At 54.2% G+C, this 20,316-nt stretch carries 15 protein-coding genes; 2 read left to right on the top strand and 13 right to left on the bottom strand.

The features are described 5' to 3' along the window. Positions 1–135: 135 nt before the first annotated feature. The 5 genes from C8E01_RS14280 to C8E01_RS14260 form a co-directional block, all read right to left on the bottom strand. Positions 136–903, bottom strand: coding sequence for a 3-hydroxybutyrate dehydrogenase (locus tag C8E01_RS14280; RefSeq protein ID WP_116544118.1), 768 nt, complete (start codon positions 901–903; stop codon positions 136–138). Positions 904–983: 80 nt separating this feature from the next. Further along, positions 984–3,485 carry a TonB-dependent receptor gene (locus C8E01_RS14275; RefSeq protein ID WP_116544117.1) on the bottom strand — a complete coding sequence of 834 codons (2,502 nt, stop codon included), beginning with the start codon at positions 3,483–3,485 and terminating at the stop codon, positions 984–986. A 38-nt stretch (positions 3,486–3,523) separates the two neighbouring features. Then, positions 3,524–4,558, bottom strand: coding sequence for an alpha/beta fold hydrolase (locus C8E01_RS14270; protein WP_116544116.1), 1,035 nt, complete (start codon positions 4,556–4,558; stop codon positions 3,524–3,526). Next, the gene (locus C8E01_RS14265; RefSeq protein WP_116544115.1) at positions 4,536–6,092 is read right to left on the bottom strand and encodes a sodium:solute symporter family transporter; all 1,557 of its coding nucleotides are present in this window, start codon (positions 6,090–6,092) and stop codon (positions 4,536–4,538) included. The genes C8E01_RS14270 and C8E01_RS14265 overlap by 23 nt, the downstream gene beginning before the upstream one ends. 281 nt (positions 6,093–6,373) lie before the next feature. Further along, positions 6,374–7,138 carry a LytR/AlgR family response regulator transcription factor gene (locus C8E01_RS14260; protein ID WP_116544114.1) on the bottom strand — a complete coding sequence of 255 codons (765 nt, stop codon included), beginning with the start codon at positions 7,136–7,138 and terminating at the stop codon, positions 6,374–6,376. A 121-nt stretch (positions 7,139–7,259) separates the two neighbouring features. Between C8E01_RS14260 and C8E01_RS14255 the strand changes: the two genes are divergently transcribed. Together C8E01_RS14255 and C8E01_RS14250 are read left to right on the top strand one after the other, a co-directional pair. After that, complete coding sequence (locus C8E01_RS14255; protein ID WP_116544113.1) at positions 7,260–9,425, top strand: sensor histidine kinase; 2,166 nt, start codon at positions 7,260–7,262, stop codon at positions 9,423–9,425. 441 nt (positions 9,426–9,866) lie between these two features. Next, positions 9,867–10,691 (top strand): alpha/beta fold hydrolase, encoded by an 825-nt coding sequence (locus C8E01_RS14250; protein WP_116544112.1) that lies wholly within the window; start codon positions 9,867–9,869, stop codon positions 10,689–10,691. 23 nt (positions 10,692–10,714) lie between these two features. Here the strand turns inward: C8E01_RS14250 and C8E01_RS14245 are convergent, their stop codons facing one another. The 8 genes from C8E01_RS14245 to C8E01_RS14210 form a co-directional block, all read right to left on the bottom strand. Next, on the bottom strand, positions 10,715–12,529 hold the full coding sequence (locus tag C8E01_RS14245) for a hypothetical protein (RefSeq protein ID WP_116544111.1): 1,815 nt from the start codon (positions 12,527–12,529) through the stop codon (positions 10,715–10,717). A 12-nt stretch (positions 12,530–12,541) separates the two neighbouring features. Further along, the gene (locus tag C8E01_RS14240; protein ID WP_116544110.1) at positions 12,542–14,731 is read right to left on the bottom strand and encodes a DUF4175 family protein; all 2,190 of its coding nucleotides are present in this window, start codon (positions 14,729–14,731) and stop codon (positions 12,542–12,544) included. Further along, positions 14,731–16,269, bottom strand: a complete 1,539-nt coding sequence (locus tag C8E01_RS14235) for a BatA domain-containing protein (RefSeq protein ID WP_165820650.1) — start codon at positions 16,267–16,269, stop codon at positions 14,731–14,733. Before C8E01_RS14235 ends, C8E01_RS14240 begins: the two co-directional genes overlap by 1 nt. Before the next feature lie 26 nt (positions 16,270–16,295). Further along, positions 16,296–17,039: a class I SAM-dependent methyltransferase gene (locus C8E01_RS14230; protein WP_243409586.1), complete on the bottom strand. Its 744-nt coding sequence runs from the start codon at positions 17,037–17,039 to the stop codon at positions 16,296–16,298. Positions 17,040–17,083: 44 nt separating this feature from the next. Beyond that, positions 17,084–17,983: a DUF58 domain-containing protein gene (locus C8E01_RS14225; protein WP_116544108.1), complete on the bottom strand. Its 900-nt coding sequence runs from the start codon at positions 17,981–17,983 to the stop codon at positions 17,084–17,086. Positions 17,984–17,995: 12 nt separating this feature from the next. Continuing rightward, positions 17,996–18,535 carry a hypothetical protein gene (locus C8E01_RS14220; protein ID WP_116544107.1) on the bottom strand — a complete coding sequence of 180 codons (540 nt, stop codon included), beginning with the start codon at positions 18,533–18,535 and terminating at the stop codon, positions 17,996–17,998. Positions 18,536–18,620: 85 nt separating this feature from the next. Further along, complete coding sequence (locus C8E01_RS14215; RefSeq protein ID WP_116544106.1) at positions 18,621–19,616, bottom strand: AAA family ATPase; 996 nt, start codon at positions 19,614–19,616, stop codon at positions 18,621–18,623. A 74-nt stretch (positions 19,617–19,690) separates the two neighbouring features. Beyond that, a complete protein-coding gene (locus C8E01_RS14210; RefSeq protein ID WP_116544105.1) occupies positions 19,691–20,308 on the bottom strand; it encodes a DUF4159 domain-containing protein in 618 nt (205 codons plus the stop codon). Positions 20,309–20,316: the final 8 nt, after the last annotated feature.

The following is a 20,316-nucleotide window of genomic DNA, read 5'->3' as shown; positions in this document are numbered from 1 at the left end:
TTTGCTGATTCCAGCTGCTTCGCCTACCAAAGGCACCTATTAACGGGATACCTGCCCTTTGTAGTCAGGTATAGCCATACCGTTAAGATGCATTATACCTGATTGCAATAGCAGGTATAGCGTTCTCTGAGGAGCCTATTGCGCAGACCAGCCACCATCTACCGGGAGCATGGCGCCTGTCAGTTGGCTCGCTGAATCGGAGGCAAGGTATAGCGCCAGGTTGCCGAGCGCCTCCACTTCCACAAACTGCTTGATAGGTTGCTTTTTGAGCATCACCTTCTCGATCACTTCTGTTTCAGACATTTGGTGCGCTCGTGCCTGGTCAGCGATCTGGGCCTCTACCAGCGGAGTGCGCACATAGCCCGGGCAGATGGCGTTGCACGTAATACCGTGCGGGGCGCCTTCCAATGCCAACACTTTCGTTATACCTGCCACCCCGTGTTTAGCGGCCACATAAGCCACCTTAAACTCGGAAGCACGCAGCGCATGCGCCGATGCAATGTTGATGATCCGTCCGAATCCTTGGGCTTTCATACCTGGCCACACGGCTTTGGAAGCATGGAAAGTAGCCGACATGTTAATGGCGATGATAGCATCCCAGCGATCTTCCGGAAATTCATCGACCGGAGCGACATACTGTATACCTGCATTGTTGATGAGTACATCCACTTGCCCAAACTCCTGCTCTGCCTGCTGCACCATCTCCCGGATTTGCTCCGGCTGCTGCATGTTGGCCGACGAGAACATGACCTTTATGTTGTACTCCTGTGCCAGGTCATCGGCGATCTGCCGGCCGTTTTTCTCCAGACCGTTTAAGATCAAATTATACCCCTGTTTGGCAAAAAGTCGGGCTATACCTAAGCCAATGCCACTCGTGCCACCTGTAATGATTGCGTTCTTCATGTTCAAAAATGTAAATGAAAAATATCAGGCAAAAAAACAGAGCGCCCTTGCGGGGCGCCCTGCCTTCACCTTAATCTAATCTACCTAACGTCGTTTTTGTCTTTTTTGCCACCGAAGTCGAAGCGCAGTTCAGCTGAGTACAGGCGGCCGATCACCGGTGAACCCACAAACTCGCGCTGCTCAGTATTGAACAGGTTGGATACGCTGGCACCCAGTGTGATCATCTGCGTGAAACGGTAGCCAGCGCTCACGTCCACAGAGGTAAAGCCACCCAGCGGTCCGTAATTGTAAAGGAGCGGTGCCACGCGCTTATTTGCATTTTCTTTAGCTGCCACCTGCGAACCGGAATAGAAGTCATACTCCGGCAGGATGCGCACGTTCACAGAGCCGAAGAACTTGTTGTTGAACAGGTCGCGGGCCGTGAAGTTGAAATTGTAGCGGTGCTTCGGTGCGTTGAGGCTGCTTTCGGCAGGAACCACTTTGCCGTCGCCGTTCGCATCGTTGTCCAGGTTGTCGCGGTCCGTAATGTCAGAGTTGAAGTAAGAGTACTTGGCGCCGACGCTGAAGTTATTGTTCAGGTAGTAGTTCAGGCCAAGGTCAGTACCCCAGGAGTTCACGTTACCATAGTTCAGGTAGGTGAGGTAGTAGTTCAGCGCGTTAGAAGCGGCTTCCGTTACGTCTTCAGTGCCTTTGCGAATCACTTTTTCTTTGCCCATAATCGGGGTGATACCGGTAAGAGGCGAGATAAAATCCTCAGACATAGAATACCAGGTGCTCAAGTCCACATAAAACTTGTCGGTCGGGGTGCCTTTGTAACCCAATTCGAAGGTCTGCACACGCTCCGGCTCCAGTTTCGGAATCTCTCGGGTGGCACCAGTTTCGGTGTTCTGTATGGTCAGGCCGGCGCCGCTACCCAGAATGGCCAGGGCACCGTTGTTCAGGTAAAACTCCTGGAACTGGATAGAAGGGGCCGCATAGGCGCGACCGTAAGTGGCTCTGAAAGTACCGGCCAGCGCGTTGAGCGTCAGGGCGGCTTTCGGGCTGAACTGCGTGCCGTAGTTGTCATGGCGGTCGAGGCGGGCACCCACCACAGCGCGTACACGGTCACCCAGGCCGCGCTCGATCTGGGCAACAGCCCCGTACTGGTTCAGGATGATGTCGCCGTTGCGGTCATCGAGGTAGGTTTGGCGGCTGTAGGCCACGTCGCGCTGGAAACTAAGGCCGGTTACGATATCAAAACCACCGTAGCTGTTGTTGTACTGCACCTCTCCGTTCAGGCGGTGGCTCTTGTCGATGAAGCCCGGGAAAGCGATGGCCGGCGAGTTAGGGTATAGCTCCCCTCTGGCGGCACCTGTCTTGGACTTTTCGTGTGCCACTTCCTGCGACTGACCCAAGGCACGCAAGGTATAGTAATTGTTGGTGCGGGCGTTGATCTGGTAGGTGTCACCGGCATCGTTCCAGGTGTTGTATACCTGTGCAAAGATGCGTGGCGTCACAATGCGGCCGTGCAGGTACTGGAAAGTCCAGCCGTCGATCTGGTTGCGGCCGTTGTTGGTCACGCCAATGTTAGAGCCTTGTCCGATACCGTAGTCCAAGATCACATCCATGTTCTGGGTCGGGCTGTAATACACGGCGGCGCTGGCCCGCTTGAAGTTGAAGTTAAAATCCACATCATACTCAGGCAAGGCACCCAGGGTGGCATTGTAAACGGTGTCGATGAATTCAAAGTCTTTGCCCTGCGTGTATTCTGCATTCACTTTATAGGCAAACTTGCTGTTGATCACCCCGGCATGGCGGGCGCGGGCCGAGAGAACGCTTTGGTTACCGGCACCCAGCGTAACGGTGGTGCCCGGATGACGACGTGGGTCTTTGGTGATCGTGTTGATGATACCGTTGTGTGCGTTCGGGCCATAAAGCGCCGAAGACGGACCCAGAATCACTTCCACACGCTCAATGTCTTCTTTGATCACGGTATTGTAAACACCGGCCGGAAGGCCGGTACCGCCCGGCAGCATGGAGTTACGGCCGTCGGTGAGCTGGAACATCTTTACGTTGAAGGCATTGTTGAAGCCGCGGGCGTTGATACCGATACCGGCCACCCCAGAGCGCACTACTTCCACCCCCTGCACCTTGTTGAGCAACTCACCCACGTTAAAAGAAGGCAGCTCGGTCAGGTCGCGCGTGGATATCACGCTGATGGCGGCGGGCGCCTCGGTGAGTTTCTCCGGGCGGCGGGAAGCCGTTACCACAATCTCTTCGCCTACTACCTGAGTAGTGTTCATGGTCACAGTGCCGATGTCGGTTGTGCCACCAGAGCTAACCGTGATGGATTGTCTTGGGAAGGTATAGCCTACATAAGAAATACGCATGTTGTAGGTGCCGGCCGGTACATCCATAATACTGAACTCGCCGGCGGCATTGGTGGAGGCGCCTTTCGTGGTTCCTTCAAGCAAAACTGTGGCACCCGTCAGGGGCTCCCTGGTATCGGCCCCGAGCACGCGGCCTCGCACACTGCCGCTTTGGGCCAGTGCCACCTGTGTCACTGCAAGGAGTGCGAACAGGAGAGAGTAAATTTTTTTCATGATAATTAGGTTAGATATTAAAGGTTAAGGTTTAGATGCTATTTCAGAAAATCCCGGATCGTTTTGTTAAAAGCGCCCGCCTGCTCGTACTGCAGGAAATGCCCTGCTTCGGGCAGCAGCACCAGTTGGCTGTTGGGAATGCGCTCGCGCGCGTTTTCGGCTACGGCCTGGGTGGTTAGGTTGGGGTTCAGGTAGCGGTTAGGTATAAGCGCGTCATTACTGCCGAAGATGATGAGCGTCGGCACCTGCACCTGCGGCAGTTGTTCGTACACCGGCTCGTCGACCATGGCGGCCACGCTGCCAGCCACAGCCGTACTGTAAGCCCCGAATTCAGCCGACTCAACCATTTTCAGGCGGTCGTCGATCATATACTGCACATCCCCTGGCATCTGGTGGAAGTTCATTTTAAAATTAGCTACCACTTGCTCCGGGGTGGTTTTCTGCACGCTCTCCGGCGTCACGGTCATCTTGAAAAGCTGTTTTTGCTGCTCGGTGAAGGTTTCTATACCTGCCGGGGCGGCCAGTATTAAATGCTTGACGCGCTGGGGCTCTTTCAAGGCGGCCGTGATGGCGATCTGCCCGCCCATAGAGTGTCCCACTAGTGTGGCTTGCTTCAGTTGCAGCGCATCCATCAGGGCCAGCACATCAGCAGCGTAGCTGGCCATACCTGCCGTTATACCTGTTTTGTCGGACTTGCCATAGCCGGGCAGGTCGATGGCGATGCAGCGGTAATGCTGGCTCAATTCGGCCACGTTCTTATCCCAGGCGGGCAAATAGCTGCCTAATCCGTGAATGAAGATCAGCGTTTCAGCTCCTTTGCCTTCGTCGGTATAAGCCATTTTGATACCATTGGGCAGCGTCACTTTTTTGACCGCATGCTTGTAGTTCAGCCCTTCGAACACGGGGTCGGCAGTCGGTGCAACGGTGGCAATCTCGGGGCTGGCTGTTGCGGTTTCGGTGGTCTTGTCTATACCTGTTGAGGTGGCAGCAGGCTGGGCTGACTGGCAGGCCGTATGCAGGTACATTAGGCCAAGCGAGGCCAGTATAAGTTTAGTTTTTAAGCTCACTTTCATAAGTTGGTTCTGTTAAAAGTGAAGGGTCTTCTGTTATCGGCTCAGTGGCTGGCTTCCGGAAGGCATAGTAAAAGATAAGTCCCACTGCCACCGAAGCCAGTATGGCCAGCGCGGCAGCTATACCTGGGTTGCGCACCGGGGCCTGCATGTAAGTGGTGAGTCCGCCGTAATATACCCCGAAATGCACGATCACCGAAGTGATGGATGCCGCCACCGGGGCAATAAGCGGCACCCGGCGCAGGAACATGCCAAACAGCACGGGCACGAAAGCAGCAGAGAAGTAAGCGTATACCCCGTTCTGCGCAAAAATGCCCACGCTCAGGTTCGGGTTCTGCAATTGGTCGAACGTCAGCCAGATGGTGACAGCCGCCAGCACTACGATCACGAGTCGGTTTACTACCACACCTCGTGCTGCGACATTTTTGCCCACGATAGGAGTCAGAATATCGGAGGTGATCGTAATAGAAAGCGACTGGATAAGGCCTTCTAATGTAGAGAGCCCCGCCGAGATTAGACCGAGCACGACCAGCAGGCCCACGTATACCGGAAATTCCTTCACCACATAGGCCGACACGATGCCATCTACCGGCAGCGGCTGTCCGTTCGCCGTCAGATCGGGGAAAGAAAGACGGGCATACAGGCCAACGAAAACTACCAGGAAGAAAAGCGCTTCTGCCAACACACCGGTCAACAGGTATATGTTCACGTCCTTTTCGCTTTTGAGTAATAGCGACTTGGTAATGATGTGTGGCTGGCAAACGATGGCCACACCGATGATCATCTGGCAGAAAATGATCTCAAAGTTATCGCGGAAGAGAAAGCTCTGCGGGTTAGTGGGGGAGACGAGCAAGGGGTCGATCGCCGCCAGTTTATTTAGGAAGCCATGCACGCCATCGCTGAAATGCTGGTAGCCAGAACCAAGTAAAATAAAGGCCACGATCAGCATCAGCACCGCCTGGATCATGTTGGTATAGACCATGGAGTTGGCGCCCCCAAACATCATGTAGCCAAACACAAACACGACGATGCCTACGCACACGTGCAGCTCGTTGAGGTTTAGCACGCTGGCCAGCACCTTGGTGAGGCCCACACAGATCAACACGATGAACGTAATCAGCAACAGCGACAGGAAGGCGAAGAACATGGCGTAACCGCGGCTTTTGTAAACCAGTCCCATCCACTGGGCCATGGTCTGGGCTTTTACCGCGGTGCCCATTTTGCGGAATCCCTTGGTCAGCACCACCAGCGACACGAGTGCCGCAACAGGTAAGGCAATGGCCATGGAGATAACGCCACTTATACCATAAAGTGCCACAAAACCCGGGTTGATGATGAAGGTAGCGGCGCTCGTCATAGAGGCAGCCAGCGCCAGACCAACCGCCACAGGCGAGAAGGCCACGTTGCCGAGAGCATAGTCAGAGATGGAGCGGATGCGCAGCGCCCCCCGTATTACAAAAAACAGGATTATGCCTGCGTAGGCGAGTACGAGTACCCAGCCAGCCGTTACAAGCTCCGATGATGCCAGACTATTCATGCGTGAATGGTATTATTGCTAAGGAAATATTGAATTAATTTAGCTAATAATAAACATTACCAGAAGCCTATACTTGCCAAACGGGAATAATTTAAGGTGAAATCGGTGAGAGGGAAGGTGGGGCGAATTTTAAATGAGTTGGCTGATGGTTAAATTGGTGAATGGTTAGATTGTTAGTTGTTAATTGTTTAGTGCAGGATTCGGGCAGAGCGTTTCCCCGGTGGGCTATACCTCTCCAACTCCTAAACTCCCCAACTCCCCAACTCTCAAACTTCTAAACTCTATAGTATCTGCAGTCGCTTCAGCAAGGCGTCGCGGTGTGTGTTGCCAATGGGAATCTGCTTGCCACCGATCAGGATGTTGTTGTCTTCGATGGCCTCGATGGCGGTGAGCTGCACGATGTAGGAGCGGTGCACGCGCATAAACTGATTGGCAGGCAGGCGCTGCTCCAGATTCTTCAGGCTTTGGCTGACCAGGTGCAGGTGCGTGCGGGTCTTGATGTTGCAGTAGATGTCCTGCGCTTCGGCCCAGACGATGTCTTCGAGCATCACCTTTTCAAGGCGGTTGCGCACCTTCACGAACAGGGCGTCGTGCAACAGAAAGTTGTCGGCCTCCACGGTATCGGTAGCTTGAACAGGTATAGCTACAGCCTGCTCTGGCTGCAGTTGCCGTGTGCCGGCATTGTGGATGGCTAGTTCAATGCTGCTTTGCAGGGTGCGGGCATCAAAAGGCTTCACCAGGTAGGCATGCGGATTGGTTTGCTTGGCGCGGTCAATGGTTTCCTTGTCCGAAAAAGCCGTCATGAAAATAAAGGGAACCTTGGTTGCCTTCGCTAACAGTGCGGCTGTCTCAATGCCGTCGAGTTTGCCCTCCAGCGTGATGTCCAGGATGATCAGATCCGGTTGGTGCTGGTGCACCTGCAGCAGCAACTCCTCGCCCGAACTCACAGCCTGGCATACCTCGTACCCCATCGACTCCAGCGAAAGCGACAGGTTCTGGGCAATCACCACATCATCTTCTGCAATCAGTAATTTAAGCCGGGCCATAGGTATAAGTGTGAGTGAAATCGGTGAGGTATAGCAGCTCAATATAGCAAAAGGTTTCCAATGGCGAAATCTCTTATACCCCGAAGTATAGCTGAACTCAGATTATTTTGTAAATTGACGTATGCTTGCGCCTTGCTATACCTGCTGTTCTCGTCGCCTTTTCAGGGTGCTCGCCTTGCTGCCTTTTCTGTTGGCAGTGTTGCAGGCCCGTGCGCAGGCACCCGATACGGTGGATGTGACGGCTTCGGAACAGCGTATAGCGGAGGCATTGCAGGTATACCACGACCCAAGCGCAACACTGTCAGTTGACCAGGTTCAAACCTATCGCTTTGTCCCAAACAATACCGACGCTGTGCTGCAGCCGGGCAAGACGGTGCACTGGGTGCGTGTGGTGTTGCGGAATCCTACTAATCGTGAACAGACACGCCTCCTTTATGCCGGCGACTGGAGCCACATCCAACTCTTTCAGCAAAACGAAACAGGCCACACCTTCAAGCGCACAGGCCAGCTTTTGCCCATTGGGGAGCGGGATGTGCCTTCTTACAAATCCTACATCCGGCTAGAGCTGCTGTCCAACAGCACCACCACGCTATACCTGCGTCTGCAGGGCGACATCAACCTCTATAAGCCACAGGCGCTGCGGGTGCAACTACTGCTGCCGGAACAGGTGAGCGCGACCAACAGCGACAGGTTGTTCGGGCAGGGTATATTCATCGGCATTATCCTCGTGATGACGCTTTACAACCTCGTGCTGTTCGCCTCGGTGCGCGATCGCAGTTACCTGTACTATGTGTTGGCGCTGCTGGGCACGGGACTCTACTTTATGTTTTATCACGGCTTTGCCCTTGAGCTGCTCTGGCCAAACGCCCCGCTCTGGAATGCGCACAGCTTCCCGTTTATCGTCACCTTCAATGGCTTGTTCCGGGTGTTGTTCACACGGCACTACCTCAATACCCAGCGTACCATGCCTGTCTGGGACAAGGCGCTTACACTATTAGCCCTGCTTTACATGCTGCCGGTAGGGATGGGGCTGCTCTCTTACTTCACACCGCTCGACCTGCTGCAAGCCTGCGTGAGTTTGATCGGCATCATCGGTGGGTTGGTGCTGGTGGCGATGGTGCTGACCAGTATACAGTCGCTGCGCCAGGGGTATAGACCGGCGCTTTACTTCCTGATCGCGAATGTGTTCTTTGTAGTAGGAGCCTTGCTGTTCATTCTGAAAGAAAACCATCTCGTGCCGGACAACATCGTAACTGTGTATGCGGCGCAGGTAGGTATAGTGGCTCAGGTGGTCTTGTTCTCGCTCGGTCTGGCCTACAGGTTGAACACCGTAACAAGCGAACTCAACGCCAGGGTGCTCGAGAAGGAGCGACTCGAGCGCGAGAAGGAAACCGAGCGCAAGCTGTTGATAGAACAGCAGAAGAACGAGCTGGAAGTGATGGTGGCTAACCGCACGGCCGCGCTTCACCATCGCACGCAGGAGCTCAAAGACACGGTGCGCAAGCTTAAGGCTTCGGAGCACAAACTGCGGCGGCTCAACTATTTCAAGGACCGCTTCTTTTCCATCATCTCGCATGACATCCGCACGCCGCTGGCCACGCTGGAGTCTTTCCTGAACATACTCCTGAACTTCTCGGACAAGATGAAGCCGGATCAGATGCAGAAGCTGGCCACGCACACGCAGGTGTCAGTGCGCAACCTGCAGTCCCTGCTCGAAAATCTGCTGCAATGGTCGACAGCCCAGACTGCCTCAGGTCACCATGTGCACTTTGAGCCGGAAGTGCTGTCGGTAACGGAGCTGGTGAACCGCAACGTGGTCCTGCTCAAAGACACGGCCGATACCAAACAAATCGCATGGCAGGTACAGGTGCCGCCCGCGCTGCAAGTCCGTGCCGATGCGCACATGCTCGATTTCATAGTCCGAAACCTGCTGCACAATGCCATTAAGTTCTCCTACCCAGGCGGACTGATTAAGGTATCTGCTGAAGAAAGCCCAGGCAACATGGCGACCATTGCCGTAACAGACCAGGGTACAGGTATAAGTCCCGATGTGCTGGCCACGCTCTTTAAGCTGGAAACGCCCGCCATGGCTACCAAAGGCACCGTGAACGAAAAAGGAACGGGCCTCGGGCTGCTGCTCTGCCGCGATTTTGTGGAGCGACACGGGGGGGCTATACAGGTAGAGACAGAACTCAGAAAGGGCAGTCGGTTTTACTTTACCGTGCCGCTAATTATACCTGAACAGCCCACAGACAAGCAATTGCAGCTGGAAGGCGAGATCTGCTGAGTCCTCGTTCGCGTACCGCGAGCGTGCGCTATCTGCCGGACTTTGGCTGCTTTGATTTGCACCGGATGCTATTTCGGGTTGATAAATCCGAAATCTAACTGTCGCGGATTTGTAATCCGCATTATATATGGCAAGGGGATTAGGAAATCCCTAGCAGTGGGGGTAGGGCCCCTCGATAAAGCTTCTGGATTAGGAAATCCGGAAGAGCGATGGCCAAGGAGGATGAGGTATAGGTTGGTTGCCATTGGCCTTGTGAAAGCTCACGAGTTATATGCAAGACCAGTAACTTAGGTATAGGCAGCCATTTTTTATAAGAAGTTTACCGCGAAAATTTGTGCCTACGCCTGATGCAGGTACGGTTTGGCCATACCTCGCTGAATGCCTTTCAGAATTTTCCTTTAGATTTGGTCATCATTCCCCCCACCTTAAACTAACGACACCATGCGACATCGCCTGCCCGACGGACTGGAACTACACTACGAACTGCACGGAAACGCTGAGGCCACACTGGCGATGGTTTTCCTGAACGGACTGTCGCAGTCGACGGCGGCCTGGGCGGGACTGGTGCATGCCCTCGGTAAGAAGTACCGGCTGGTGCTGGTGGATCTGGTGTTTCAGGGACAGTCGGATGAAGCGGCGGAGCACCGGAGCTTTGAAGGACACGCCGCCGATCTGGCTGATTTGCTCAAAAGTTTGCAATTGCCAGCCGATACGATATTGGTGGGTATATCCTACGGTGGTGCGGTGGCGCAGCGTTTTCTGGTGAATCATCCGGAGTTGGTGCAGCGGGGCGTGCTCCTCTCAACCTTTCCGTACAAAGATGCTTACTTCGACGCCATCGGGGCCAGTTGGAAACAGGCTTTGCTGGCAGGCGGCTATTCGCTGATGCTCGATGTGATGCTGCCTTTTGTGCTGGGCCGCAGCTATTTCCTGAACCCCATCATTACGATTGAGAATCTCAAAAACAGCAAAACGAGCCAAAGTCCCACCCCGGAGCGACTGCTGAAGCTGGTGCGTGCCACCGAAGAAAGCGGCAACTACCTCGAAGAACTAAAGAAAGTACAGCTGCCGGTATTGGTGGTGCACGGCGAAGAAGACATGCTTTGCACGCCGGAGATGGGCCGCGCCATGTACCAGTCACTGCCGCACGGGGAGCTGGAGATTCTGCCGCATGTAGGCCATACCCTCAACCTGGAGTGCATACCGGATCTGATACAACTGCTGGATACGTTTGCAGCAAAGGCGCTGCCGGTTGGGCATAAATAAAGGTTAAGATCGTAACAAAGAGTCTACAGCTTCTCCTCCAGCCATAGGAACCCGGTGCTGAGCACAAACAGCAGGAAAAACCAGATCACGGGCACTTGCTCCTCTGCATAGGCCGTTTTGTTTTCTGCCACTCTAGTGCGCTGCTGTGCGGCAAACCCCAACGTCGCTTCCCGCCTGGCTTGTATACCTTGATGCTGCCACGCGGCAGTATCCTGCACCAGAAAATAAAGCGGCTCCACGCCCGGCGATTCCACTACATGCCAGCCCGAACGGCGCGGCCAGAAAGTGCCTTCGTATACCTCGGGTTGATGAACGCTTTGCTGTAACGCTATACCCGTTCGAACTGTGTCGGCTGTGCTACGGACGGTTGCCGCAGGTATAAGGGAAGCTGTAATTAAGGTATAATCAGTGAGCTGTAGTGTAACCGGTTGGTGAATCTGTGGCACCTGCGGTTTGCTAACTTGCCAGAACTTATCCTGCACTTCGCGTTTGGCAACCGACGATAGCAAGTGTGCCCAGTAGCTGGCGTAAGTGTTTTGCTTGCCTTCGAGCTGCCAGCTGAACGTTTGCGGCACCACCGACAGCGCCACGGTGCCCCAGCCAGCCTTGCGGCCCGCCGCCAACAGGTTGTTGCTTTGCTCTTCTATCAGCCCCGTCACGGCCTCGCTGCTCACCAGGGTATAAGGCGACACAGGTATAACCGCTGCTGTGGTGCCGTTGGTCCAGTAGGCCCGGGCGCTGCGGGTGTCCTGCTGCGACAGGCGCTTGCTTTGGAAATTGGTGAAGAAAGCCGTGGTTCGGTTGCCCAGTTGTTCAGCCGCAACAGTCAGCACACCCAGCCCATCTTCGGTAACGGCTCGCTGCAGTGTTGCCCGTTCGGCGCTGCTAAGTTCCTGCAAAGCCTGGGGCTCTATGATCACCAAATCAAACTGCTGCAGTAATTTGGGCGTGATACGACTCAGGTCGGTTTGTACCATGTTGAGCCATTCGCTCTGGTACATACCTTTGCTGACGGTGCTGCGCAATGCCACTTTGTGCTGCAATTGCCCGAGGTGGTTTTTCAGGAATTTGAACTCGAACAACGGAAAAGACGATACAAGCAACACGGCAGGTTTGATGGCAGCATCTACTTTCACGGGCACGTGACCGAGCGTATCTACTTTGTCGCCTGATCTCGCTGTTAAGGAATAGGTATAGCGGCCCTCCTGCTTCGGGGTATAGCGCAACTGGAAGGTATGCTGGCCAATTTCTTTTAACCTAACGGAGTCGCGTACTTGCCCCGCGGCTTGCAGGTAGAGGGTCGTCTCTTCATCGATAGTCTGGCTATACTGACCCGCCACGGTCAGTGCCTCACCCAATGTGATAGTTTCCGGCCAAGTGATGGAGGCTATACCTGCAGCTACACTGGATAGGTGCGGTATCACACTGACATCCTGCAAGGTTAGCAAATCCTGCTCTGCCAAGCCATGCCCTAGTATGTGTATCGTCTGTACATGCGGTTGCTCCTGCCGGAAAGTATAAAAATCAGATATAGCAGCTGCTTTCGGGGCTTGGGTTTTGTAGGTATACACCAGCGGATTGGGTTCCAGTCGCTCGATCAGGGCACTTAGCGAATCTGCCTCATACCCCTCTGTCAGCAAAATAGCGGTACTTGGGTCAAGCGCCCGCTGATAGGTGGGTGGGAAAAGCAACAGCACCAGACTTATACCTGCTATTGCACTGGCCAACAGGCGCCATACCAGTCGCCTGCGGTCAGGCCGACGCCACGCCAGCCAGCCGAGCAAAAGAACGGCTAAAGTAGCGAGAAGCCAGGGGAGGTATGGGAAGGTATACTGCACTCGTTTGATTGTTTATTTTTTACTGCTCTCTGATAACTGTTCCAAATAACTTTTCGCCAGTTTACTTCTCGTCGTACTCTGCTTCTGCGGCGATGGCTTGGCTGGCGGCAGCAACTCATACCATGCCCGTTCTACCGTCATCAAACAATCATTACAAAGCGGACGGTTGGCGTTGATGTCAGCGATGAGCGTGCGGAGGTCCTGCATAGCGCGGAGGTAGCGACCGGGTTTGGCCAGTGCCTCCTGTGCCAGTTCCCGTCCGGCCCGCTCCAGTAAGGCGACATCCTGCTGGCTATACCTACCGCCCTGCTTTTGGCGTTCCAGCCACTGCAGGGCCTGTCGGGTATGGGGTAGTTTGGTATCGGCTTCTACAGTGCGTCTTTCGGTTAGCGGTTTTATTTTGTTCAAATCCCCTGTCAGGCGCTTTTCAGGTTCTTTGAGTGGCGGTGGGTCGAAACCTGTTTTGGCGGCGTAGGCGCGGGTGCTCTGCTGTACCTCCTTGAGCATGCGCAGTGCTTTGTACTCGTAGGGTAAGGCTTCTTTCGGGCGATGAGTGCGCAGCCGCAGTTCAGCTTCCCACATTTGGGCCAGCGCCCCTTTCAGTTTGGCTTTCACGGCGGGCTCGAAGAAAGTGGCGGCTTCTTCCTGGTCGTGCTTGTGCAGGTAAGGGTCAAGCAGAGCCTCGACGCTAGTCTGGTCTTCGAACTCCGGGTGGTCGTGGCCGTCGCCGGCAAAGTGCTCTTCCTCGTGGCCTTCTTCGCCCTCGGGTATGCCGCCGCCCGGCCCTATACCTGACTCGAACTCCTCGCCCAAAAATTTGCCGTAACGCAGCCGTAAAAGCTTCTGGTCTACGCCCAGGTTGTTGCCGCGCTCTTCGAAAACAGCCCGGCTCAGCGTTTTCTGTTCTTTGATCAGCTTCTCGGTGTCGATGATGATCTGGCGCTGGCTGCGGAAATACTCGGGCACGGGGTTTACGCCCATGGTCAGGTCGTCCATGCTCTCCACAATGGTGGTGTCCTCGATCTGCACAAAATAGGTTTCGGAGCGGGTGTATCCGCGGTGGTTGTCCCAGGCCTGCACATAAAAGTAAAGCTCATCGCCGTAAGTCATGCCCAACTTTTGCAGGTCGATGGTTTTGTTCACACTGAAATTGCGCCGCTGCCCGCTAAAGCCAATGCTGATTTTCTCTTCCCTGAACTTCACGGCCTCGCCTGAGCCTTTGGCCACGGTGGCGATCATATTGGCGTCGCGCAGACCATAGTCGTCCGACAACTCAGCCCGAATAGTCACGCGCTGCGGGTCGCCGAACAGAATCTCGGTGTACTGCTCCGGCTTCTTGATTTGAATTGTCGGGGCTTCATCCGGTATGATCTCCAAAGTATAGTAGGCCGATTTTTGTCCGTTGATGGCAATGTGATAAAGTGCTGGCTCTATGAATGTTCTCGACAAGGTATAGCGGCCATTCTGAGATTGCAGCGGGAGAGGCCTTCCTTCGTTGAGAACCAGTTGCAAAGTGCGGGCAGGTCGGTTGGTGCTGATGCGCCAGGTCACCCGGGCACCCTGCTCCACCCGCAGATTAGGTTGATCGGCCTGATAGGCTTTGCGTCTGGTATAGGCAGGCGGCGTAATGGTGATATCGATCTTCTGAATAGAAACGGCGGTATCTGCAACTGCTGCGGGCGTGTCGGGGAAGTCGAGTTGCAGGGGAGCGGCCTTTGTGGCATCGGCGATTGAGGCGGCTGGCAGTGCAGCTATACCTGCAGCTACGAGCACGGCTATACCTAACGCTGTATAAGTAGGCTTCTTTTGCAGGTGAAAAACCGACTGCTTTTCAGGTATAGCGGTCTGTAGCTGGCTGGTAACCCGCTGTTGCTGCAGGCGCTCCAGTAGGTTGAGCTCGGAAGTAGGCTGGAGCAAAAGCCCTGTGCTTTCTTCAAGCTGCGGATAGGTACGGTTGAGGTGACGAGCCACCTGCTCGAGCTTAACCTTCTGTAGTTGGCTCCATGCCCAAACAAGGTATAGCAAAGCACCAAAGATCGTCAGGATAGCCAAACCAGCCAGCAAAGGCACCTCCAGTCGCCACTTGTACAGGATGGCAGCGCCCACCAAGGCTACGGCCAGCGCCTGCAAGGTATACAGCCATCCTTTCGCCCGGATGTACTCCCGGCGGATACGCTGCAAGGTATGGAGGCTATTCTGCATCAGGCAGTTTTTCGTTTACTCGTGATCAACCGCTCCGCTACAAATAACAAGAACGCTAACAACACGAGCCATGGCATCAAGCTGTACTGCTGCTTTTCGGACTTATCTTTTTTGCCGACCGGCTGCACCACAGTTGACTTCAGTTGTGTTTCATCCAGCGCACGGGCATCGTACTGATCAGTACTTTGCTCTGGTAAGAGCAAGGGTAGCAAAAGCTCCGGTAGCTGCGCACTCTGCCCCAATTGGCTCCAGGCCGGACCAAAACCGCTTCTGAAGTGATAGACCTTACCCAAACCCAATGGCTGCATGAAGAGCAAAGGCTCTCCGGCTGTTGTCTGCCACACTGTGCTTACGTCACTTAGTTTTATACCTGCATTGCTGTTTGCTATATCTGTTGCTGTCAGTTGCTGTATCTTGATTTTCTCTATACCTGAAGCTGCCAGCTGTGCTGTAATTGGCTCAGGCTCTGAAGCTGACTGCACCCACAGACTGGTCCCATTCTTTTGTACCTGTTCTATCCACGAGCCGGGCACGTTCTGGCCACTCAGCCAAAATAACCAGGAGGTAGAAGGGTCGGGTTGTGTAGTGGTAGAGATTACGTGTGCTTTGATAGGTATACCGGTATAGCGGCTGATTGCCTGCACGGCCGCCTGTAGGTAACGAACCTCTGCTTGCTGCGCTTTGTCATGGGCTATACCTATACGGAGTGGCTCTTTATGGATTGCAATTCTTTGCGAGAAACTGTTGCTCCATTGTGCTGTGAGAGAATCTCCCTGCTCACCCAACCGAACCAGATTGCCGTTAATATTCGCCTCCTGGGCAAGAGTAGCCACCTGCACAGCACTAAATTTAGTCCCATCGCGATTACTGTGGCCCGTGATAAGCAAAAGGCTATCAGGCCGCAAGGTATAGGCAGCCTGCACCCAGTTTATCGTGCTTTCCAATGCTACCGGAACCCAACGGATGTTTTCCTGCAATGGAGTTGGCGCACCCTGAAAATGCCGTTGCTGGTCGGAAGTGAAGAGCCAGACACTGTCTTCAGCCTGTTTATATTGTTGCGCCAGTGCAGGCAGCAAGCCCCAGTGGTTGCCATTGCTCACCACAGAGTCTGTCGGGTCATTACTAAGCGCTTGCCAGGCTTCGATAGGTATAGCCTCAAAGTCCGGAGTATAGCGGTGCAGGATATAGCCGCGCTGCAGCAGGCCGTCTACCGTTGGCTTGATGGTGCGGAGAGCGGTGCTATGCAACAGTTCGGGGCTGATAAAAACAGCTTTTTGAGCCTGCTGCGTACTTGGAGCGCCTTGCCACACGGGCTTTGCCAAAGCTACTGCCAAGAGTATTAGAATCAGGCAACGCAGCACCAAAAGCCAGACATCGCTTAACCGGATACTGCTCCAGCGTTTGCTCGCCGATGGCTCCAGCCAACGTAGGCTTCCCACCTTCACAGTCTTCCCCTGCCGCCTGTTCCACAGGTGGATCGCGATCGGGACCACTATCGCCGACGCTGCCAAAAGCCAATATGGGGAGAGAAAGGTCAAGTTTAGGAGTTTGAGAATTTAAGAGTTTAGGAATGATGCACTTTGCCTACTCTGGTCAAGATATCGAACGTGACGGTAGTTGTCTGGCCCTCAAAAGCCTCTCGGATTTGCTTTTCGACCAGCTGCACCGGATTGTGGCCTTGCTGCTTTTCGTAGTGTTTCACCGCCGACCAGGTGTTCAGGTAACCGATCAGGTCATCGGGCGTCCAGGCATAGCTGCTGCTGAATTTCGGCAACTCAAGTTCCTCAAAAGGAAATGGAATGGTGCGGTAGCCTTCGTCGAGGTAGCGGCGCTCCGGATCCCAGTAACCGTCGAGTACTTTGCTGTAGAAGTGCTCTATTACCTTATCCAGTGAAAGACTCGTCTTAAGCAGACCATACCCGATCACAGCAATCACGCCATCCGGCTTAAGTACCCGCTCTACTTCCTTGTAAAATCGATCAAAATCAAACCAATGCACCGCCTGCGCTACCACGATCAGGTCTACGGAGCGATCTGAGAGCGAGGATTGTTCGGCCTGTTCTACTTTGTAGGTGATGTTGGGCAACTGCATCGCATTCTTCAACTGATTTTCGCTGATGTCAGTGGCAACCACCTGGTTGAAGTGTGCGGCGAGCATACCCGCTACCTGTCCATTGCCCGTAGCGCAGTCACAGGCCAGCTGTTGGGCTGGTGCTATACCTGCCAGGTGTGCAATCAGCTCCTGTGGGTACGTGGGCCGATACCTGGCGTAGTCGGCTGCATGTCCGGAAAAGTTGTCCTTCATCATTTTAAACATTCACTCATCCACTCAATAACTCAATCACTCATTCACTAACCCAGAACCAGCCTGTTTTTCAAAAAAGCTCTCAAGGCTTTGTCCAGCGGCTCGTCAGTCACGAAGCGGTCATAGGTGATCTGGCGGTTGCGCATCGCTTTTTCGGTTTGCTGAAGCCAGTCCTGCAGCTTGGCCAAGTATGTCTTGCGTTGTTCAGCAGTACCTACCTGCATGGTCTGACCTGTTTCCAGATCCTCGAAGGTCAGCGTGCCTTCAAACTTAAAATCCAGTTCGTTGCGGCTCATCAGGTGGCATAGCAGCAACTCGTGCCGCTGTGCGCCCAGTTTGTAGAGCAGGTCTGTTATCTCATGCTCATGCTCATACAAGTCGGTTACAAACACGGTCAGCTCCTTCTGGCGACGATCCGAGAACAGGTTAGCAGCTGTCTGGGCGTCGGGGAAGCGTCCGCTGGGTCTGATCTCAGCCAGCTGGTGCCAGAAGCGCTGCAGGTGCATGTTGTCGGAGCGGGGTGTCAGGTTGATCAGTTGCTGCTCGTGCAACACGTACAGACCCACCGCATCACCTTGCGTAGTGGCCAGGTATGCGAGCGAAGCCACCAGAAAACGGGCATAGTCCATTTTGGTCAGGCCATTCTCGTCCTCATGCGCCATCGAAGCGCTACCGTCCACGATAAAGCGCACGGTGATGTTGGTGTCTACTTCGGCTTCGCGGATGTAGTAGCGGTCGGAGCGGGCAAACATCTTCCAGTCGAGTTGGCGCAGGTCGTCGCCGGGCTGGTAGCTGCGGTACTGGCTGAACTCCAATCCGGCTCCCCGCCTGATGCTCTGGTTCTGCCCGCTCAAAAAGCCCTCCACTACCGTTTTGGCCAGCAGCGGCAGGTCTTTAATCGTGGCCAGCACCTTCGGGTCGATAAATTTGTGCCCTGTTTGTGACATAGAATGCTGCTGTTAAACCAGACTCTGGCGTAGTTTCAGATCAACCAATTCTGCCTCTATCATGGCTTCATCCAGTATAATATCCACCCCGCCAACTAACTCTTCGCGCACTCGAAGCATATACTTCTGTGTATCGGTATACAGCACAATCGCTGCATCATAGTGAATGGCTTCGTCAAACTCCTGATTCCAGTCCTGGTATAGTTCGATCATCAGCACAGGGGTTGATAACACCCGTATTTCGGAGTGCTGACCCGACTGTAGCAGTTTCTCGCACCGAAGCGGCATCCTGCTTTCCTCTATTTCGAACTCGTAAAATGTAGTAGACGAGCGGAGAGTCAGTTTGTAGTCAGCGCTAATGTTGATAAAGCGATGATCCTGCTTGTTTTTAGTGAGGCCAATAGCAAACTCGGGCGCCCAGTAGGTAACCCTGCCGCCAGTGGCCTGTATTTTTATGTTGTCAGTGAAGAAATAACAGATGCGCTCTCCTACAATCCTTTTCAGGAGTTGCGCGCCTGCGTCCGTTAGTTTTACGTTTTCTATTTCTTCCATTTGTTTTCAGTTTTTTTAGCTATGTGGAGCTGTCGTAGCCAGTGTTCGTGCTGCTTCCATAGCGGAAGCGCCAACACCGCTATACCTATACCAGAACTGTTTTAGGCAATTTGATGTGTTGCAGTAACTCTTCCACCACTTTATCAGTGGTTATGCGCTCGGCCTCGGCCGTAAAATTAACCAGAATGCGGTGGCGCAGCACCGGAAAAGCCATCGTGTACACGTCGGCGGCTGTTACGGCGAAGCGGCCCTGTAGCAGTGCCCTGGCTTTGGAAGTCAGAATAAGCGCCTGCCCCGCCCTCGGGCCTGCTCCCCAGCGCACATAGCTTTTGATGTGTTCGCTCGAAGTCGTGTCAGGGCGTGTGGCACGCACCAGTTGGTTCACGTAAGTCAGCAGGTCGTCGCTGATGCTCACCTCCCGCACGAGTTGCCGCAGTTGCAGTATTTCCTCGCCCGAAATGGCCGGGTATACCTGTGACTGCCGGGTGCCGGTGGTGCTGGTGAGGATGTTCAGCTCCTCCAGTTCCGTAGGGTATTTTATTTTGATGTAGAGCAGGAAACGATCCAGCTGCGCCTCGGGCAGCGGATAGGTGCCAGCCTGTTCAATTGGGTTTTGGGTAGCGAGCAGGAAGAAAGGCTTCGGCAAGGTATAGGTAGTGCCCGCGTAAGTCACTTCGTACTCCTGCATGGCCTCCAGCAGCGCTGCCTGCGTTTTAGGTGGCGTCCGGTTGATCTCGTCAGCCAACACTATGTTGGCGAAGATAGGTCCTTCGTTAAACTTGAAGAAGCGCTTGCCGGTGGCGTGGTCCTCCTCCAGTACCTCGGTACCGAGGATGTCGGTCGGCATCAGGTCGGGGGTGAACTGGATGCGACGGAAGCTCAGGTCCATTGCGTTGGATAAAGTGCGTACCAGCAAGGTCTTTGCCAGGCCCGGTACACCTTCCAGCAAGCCGTGTCCGCCTGCCAGCAGCGTAATCAGTACTTCGTCGAGCACTTGCTCCTGCCCTACGATCACTTTCTGTATCTCCTGCTTGAGCTGTGGCAGCTTGCCGAGGAGTTGGTTTATGTCTTGTTCAGTCATTTTGTACTTTGTGATGACTTTGGTCGTCTTTTAGAAGCTCGCAGGAGCTGTGCACGCTGCGAGGTCTTCAATGTTTAACTCGTCAGCGCGTACATGATGATGTTGACGCCGAACTTGGTGTTGTCTTCCGCCAGCCAGCGCTTGTTCCGGAAATCATAGTCCCACTCGCAACCGTAGTCTTTGTTGCTGTAGAGCACCCCGATTCTGCCGTTGATCTCGATGGCTTTCAGGTAGTCGTGCACCAGGTCGTCGCCCCAGCCGTTGAGCTCGAACGACGTAGTAGGTGGGCCCTCATCAAAAGTAAAGAAGCTGCGGTAGATCTTGTGGTTATTCGGGATCTTCTTCAAAGCTCCCTGCCCGAATATCTGCTTCATTTGCTCCTCAAACGATCTGGCAAAAAGCCCGTCGAGGTCGTGGTTGCAGTCGTCTACAAACACGAAGCCGCCGTTGCGCACATAGGTCTCAAAGTTCTGCCGCTCCTTCTGGTTAAACTGCACCAGCCGGTGCCCGCTCATGTAGCTAAAAGGGTAGTTGAACAGCTCAGCACTATCCAGCGGTATTACCTTCTCCTGCTCGTTCACCTTCACCGTCGTGTACTCGATCAGCGAGTGCAGCAGGTTGCTCGGCATACGCGGGTCGGTATCCCAGTTGCCGGAGCGGTATTGCAGTCGGACGAAGGTGAAAGGTTGCAATTGAGGAG

Origin of the sequence: Pontibacter virosus, from assembly GCF_003096355.1 — a bacterium.
GTDB lineage: Bacteria > Bacteroidota > Bacteroidia > Cytophagales > Hymenobacteraceae > Pontibacter > Pontibacter virosus.
Note: the sequence above shows the minus strand (reverse complement) of the source record. Positions and strands in the feature narration are given on the sequence as shown.

Excerpts from the sequence above, each read along its gene's own strand:
- C8E01_RS14225 (WP_116544108.1), bottom strand. The coding sequence starts at position 17,983 with ATGTCACAAACAGGGCACAAATTTATCGACCCGAAGGTGCTGGCCACG.
- C8E01_RS14230 (WP_243409586.1), bottom strand. The coding sequence starts at position 17,039 with ATGATGAAGGACAACTTTTCCGGACATGCAGCCGACTACGCCAGGTAT.
- C8E01_RS14215 (WP_116544106.1), bottom strand. The coding sequence starts at position 19,616 with ATGACTGAACAAGACATAAACCAACTCCTCGGCAAGCTGCCACAGCTC.
- C8E01_RS14260 (WP_116544114.1), bottom strand. The coding sequence starts at position 7,138 with ATGGCCCGGCTTAAATTACTGATTGCAGAAGATGATGTGGTGATTGCC.
- C8E01_RS14275 (WP_116544117.1), bottom strand. The coding sequence starts at position 3,485 with ATGAAAAAAATTTACTCTCTCCTGTTCGCACTCCTTGCAGTGACACAG.
- C8E01_RS14255 (WP_116544113.1), top strand. The coding sequence starts at position 7,260 with ATGCTTGCGCCTTGCTATACCTGCTGTTCTCGTCGCCTTTTCAGGGTG.
- C8E01_RS14270 (WP_116544116.1), bottom strand. The coding sequence starts at position 4,558 with ATGAAAGTGAGCTTAAAAACTAAACTTATACTGGCCTCGCTTGGCCTA.
- C8E01_RS14240 (WP_116544110.1), bottom strand. The coding sequence starts at position 14,731 with ATGCAGAATAGCCTCCATACCTTGCAGCGTATCCGCCGGGAGTACATC.
- C8E01_RS14250 (WP_116544112.1), top strand. The coding sequence starts at position 9,867 with ATGCGACATCGCCTGCCCGACGGACTGGAACTACACTACGAACTGCAC.
- C8E01_RS14280 (WP_116544118.1), bottom strand. The coding sequence starts at position 903 with ATGAAGAACGCAATCATTACAGGTGGCACGAGTGGCATTGGCTTAGGT.
- C8E01_RS14265 (WP_116544115.1), bottom strand. The coding sequence starts at position 6,092 with ATGAATAGTCTGGCATCATCGGAGCTTGTAACGGCTGGCTGGGTACTC.
- C8E01_RS14220 (WP_116544107.1), bottom strand. The coding sequence starts at position 18,535 with ATGGAAGAAATAGAAAACGTAAAACTAACGGACGCAGGCGCGCAACTC.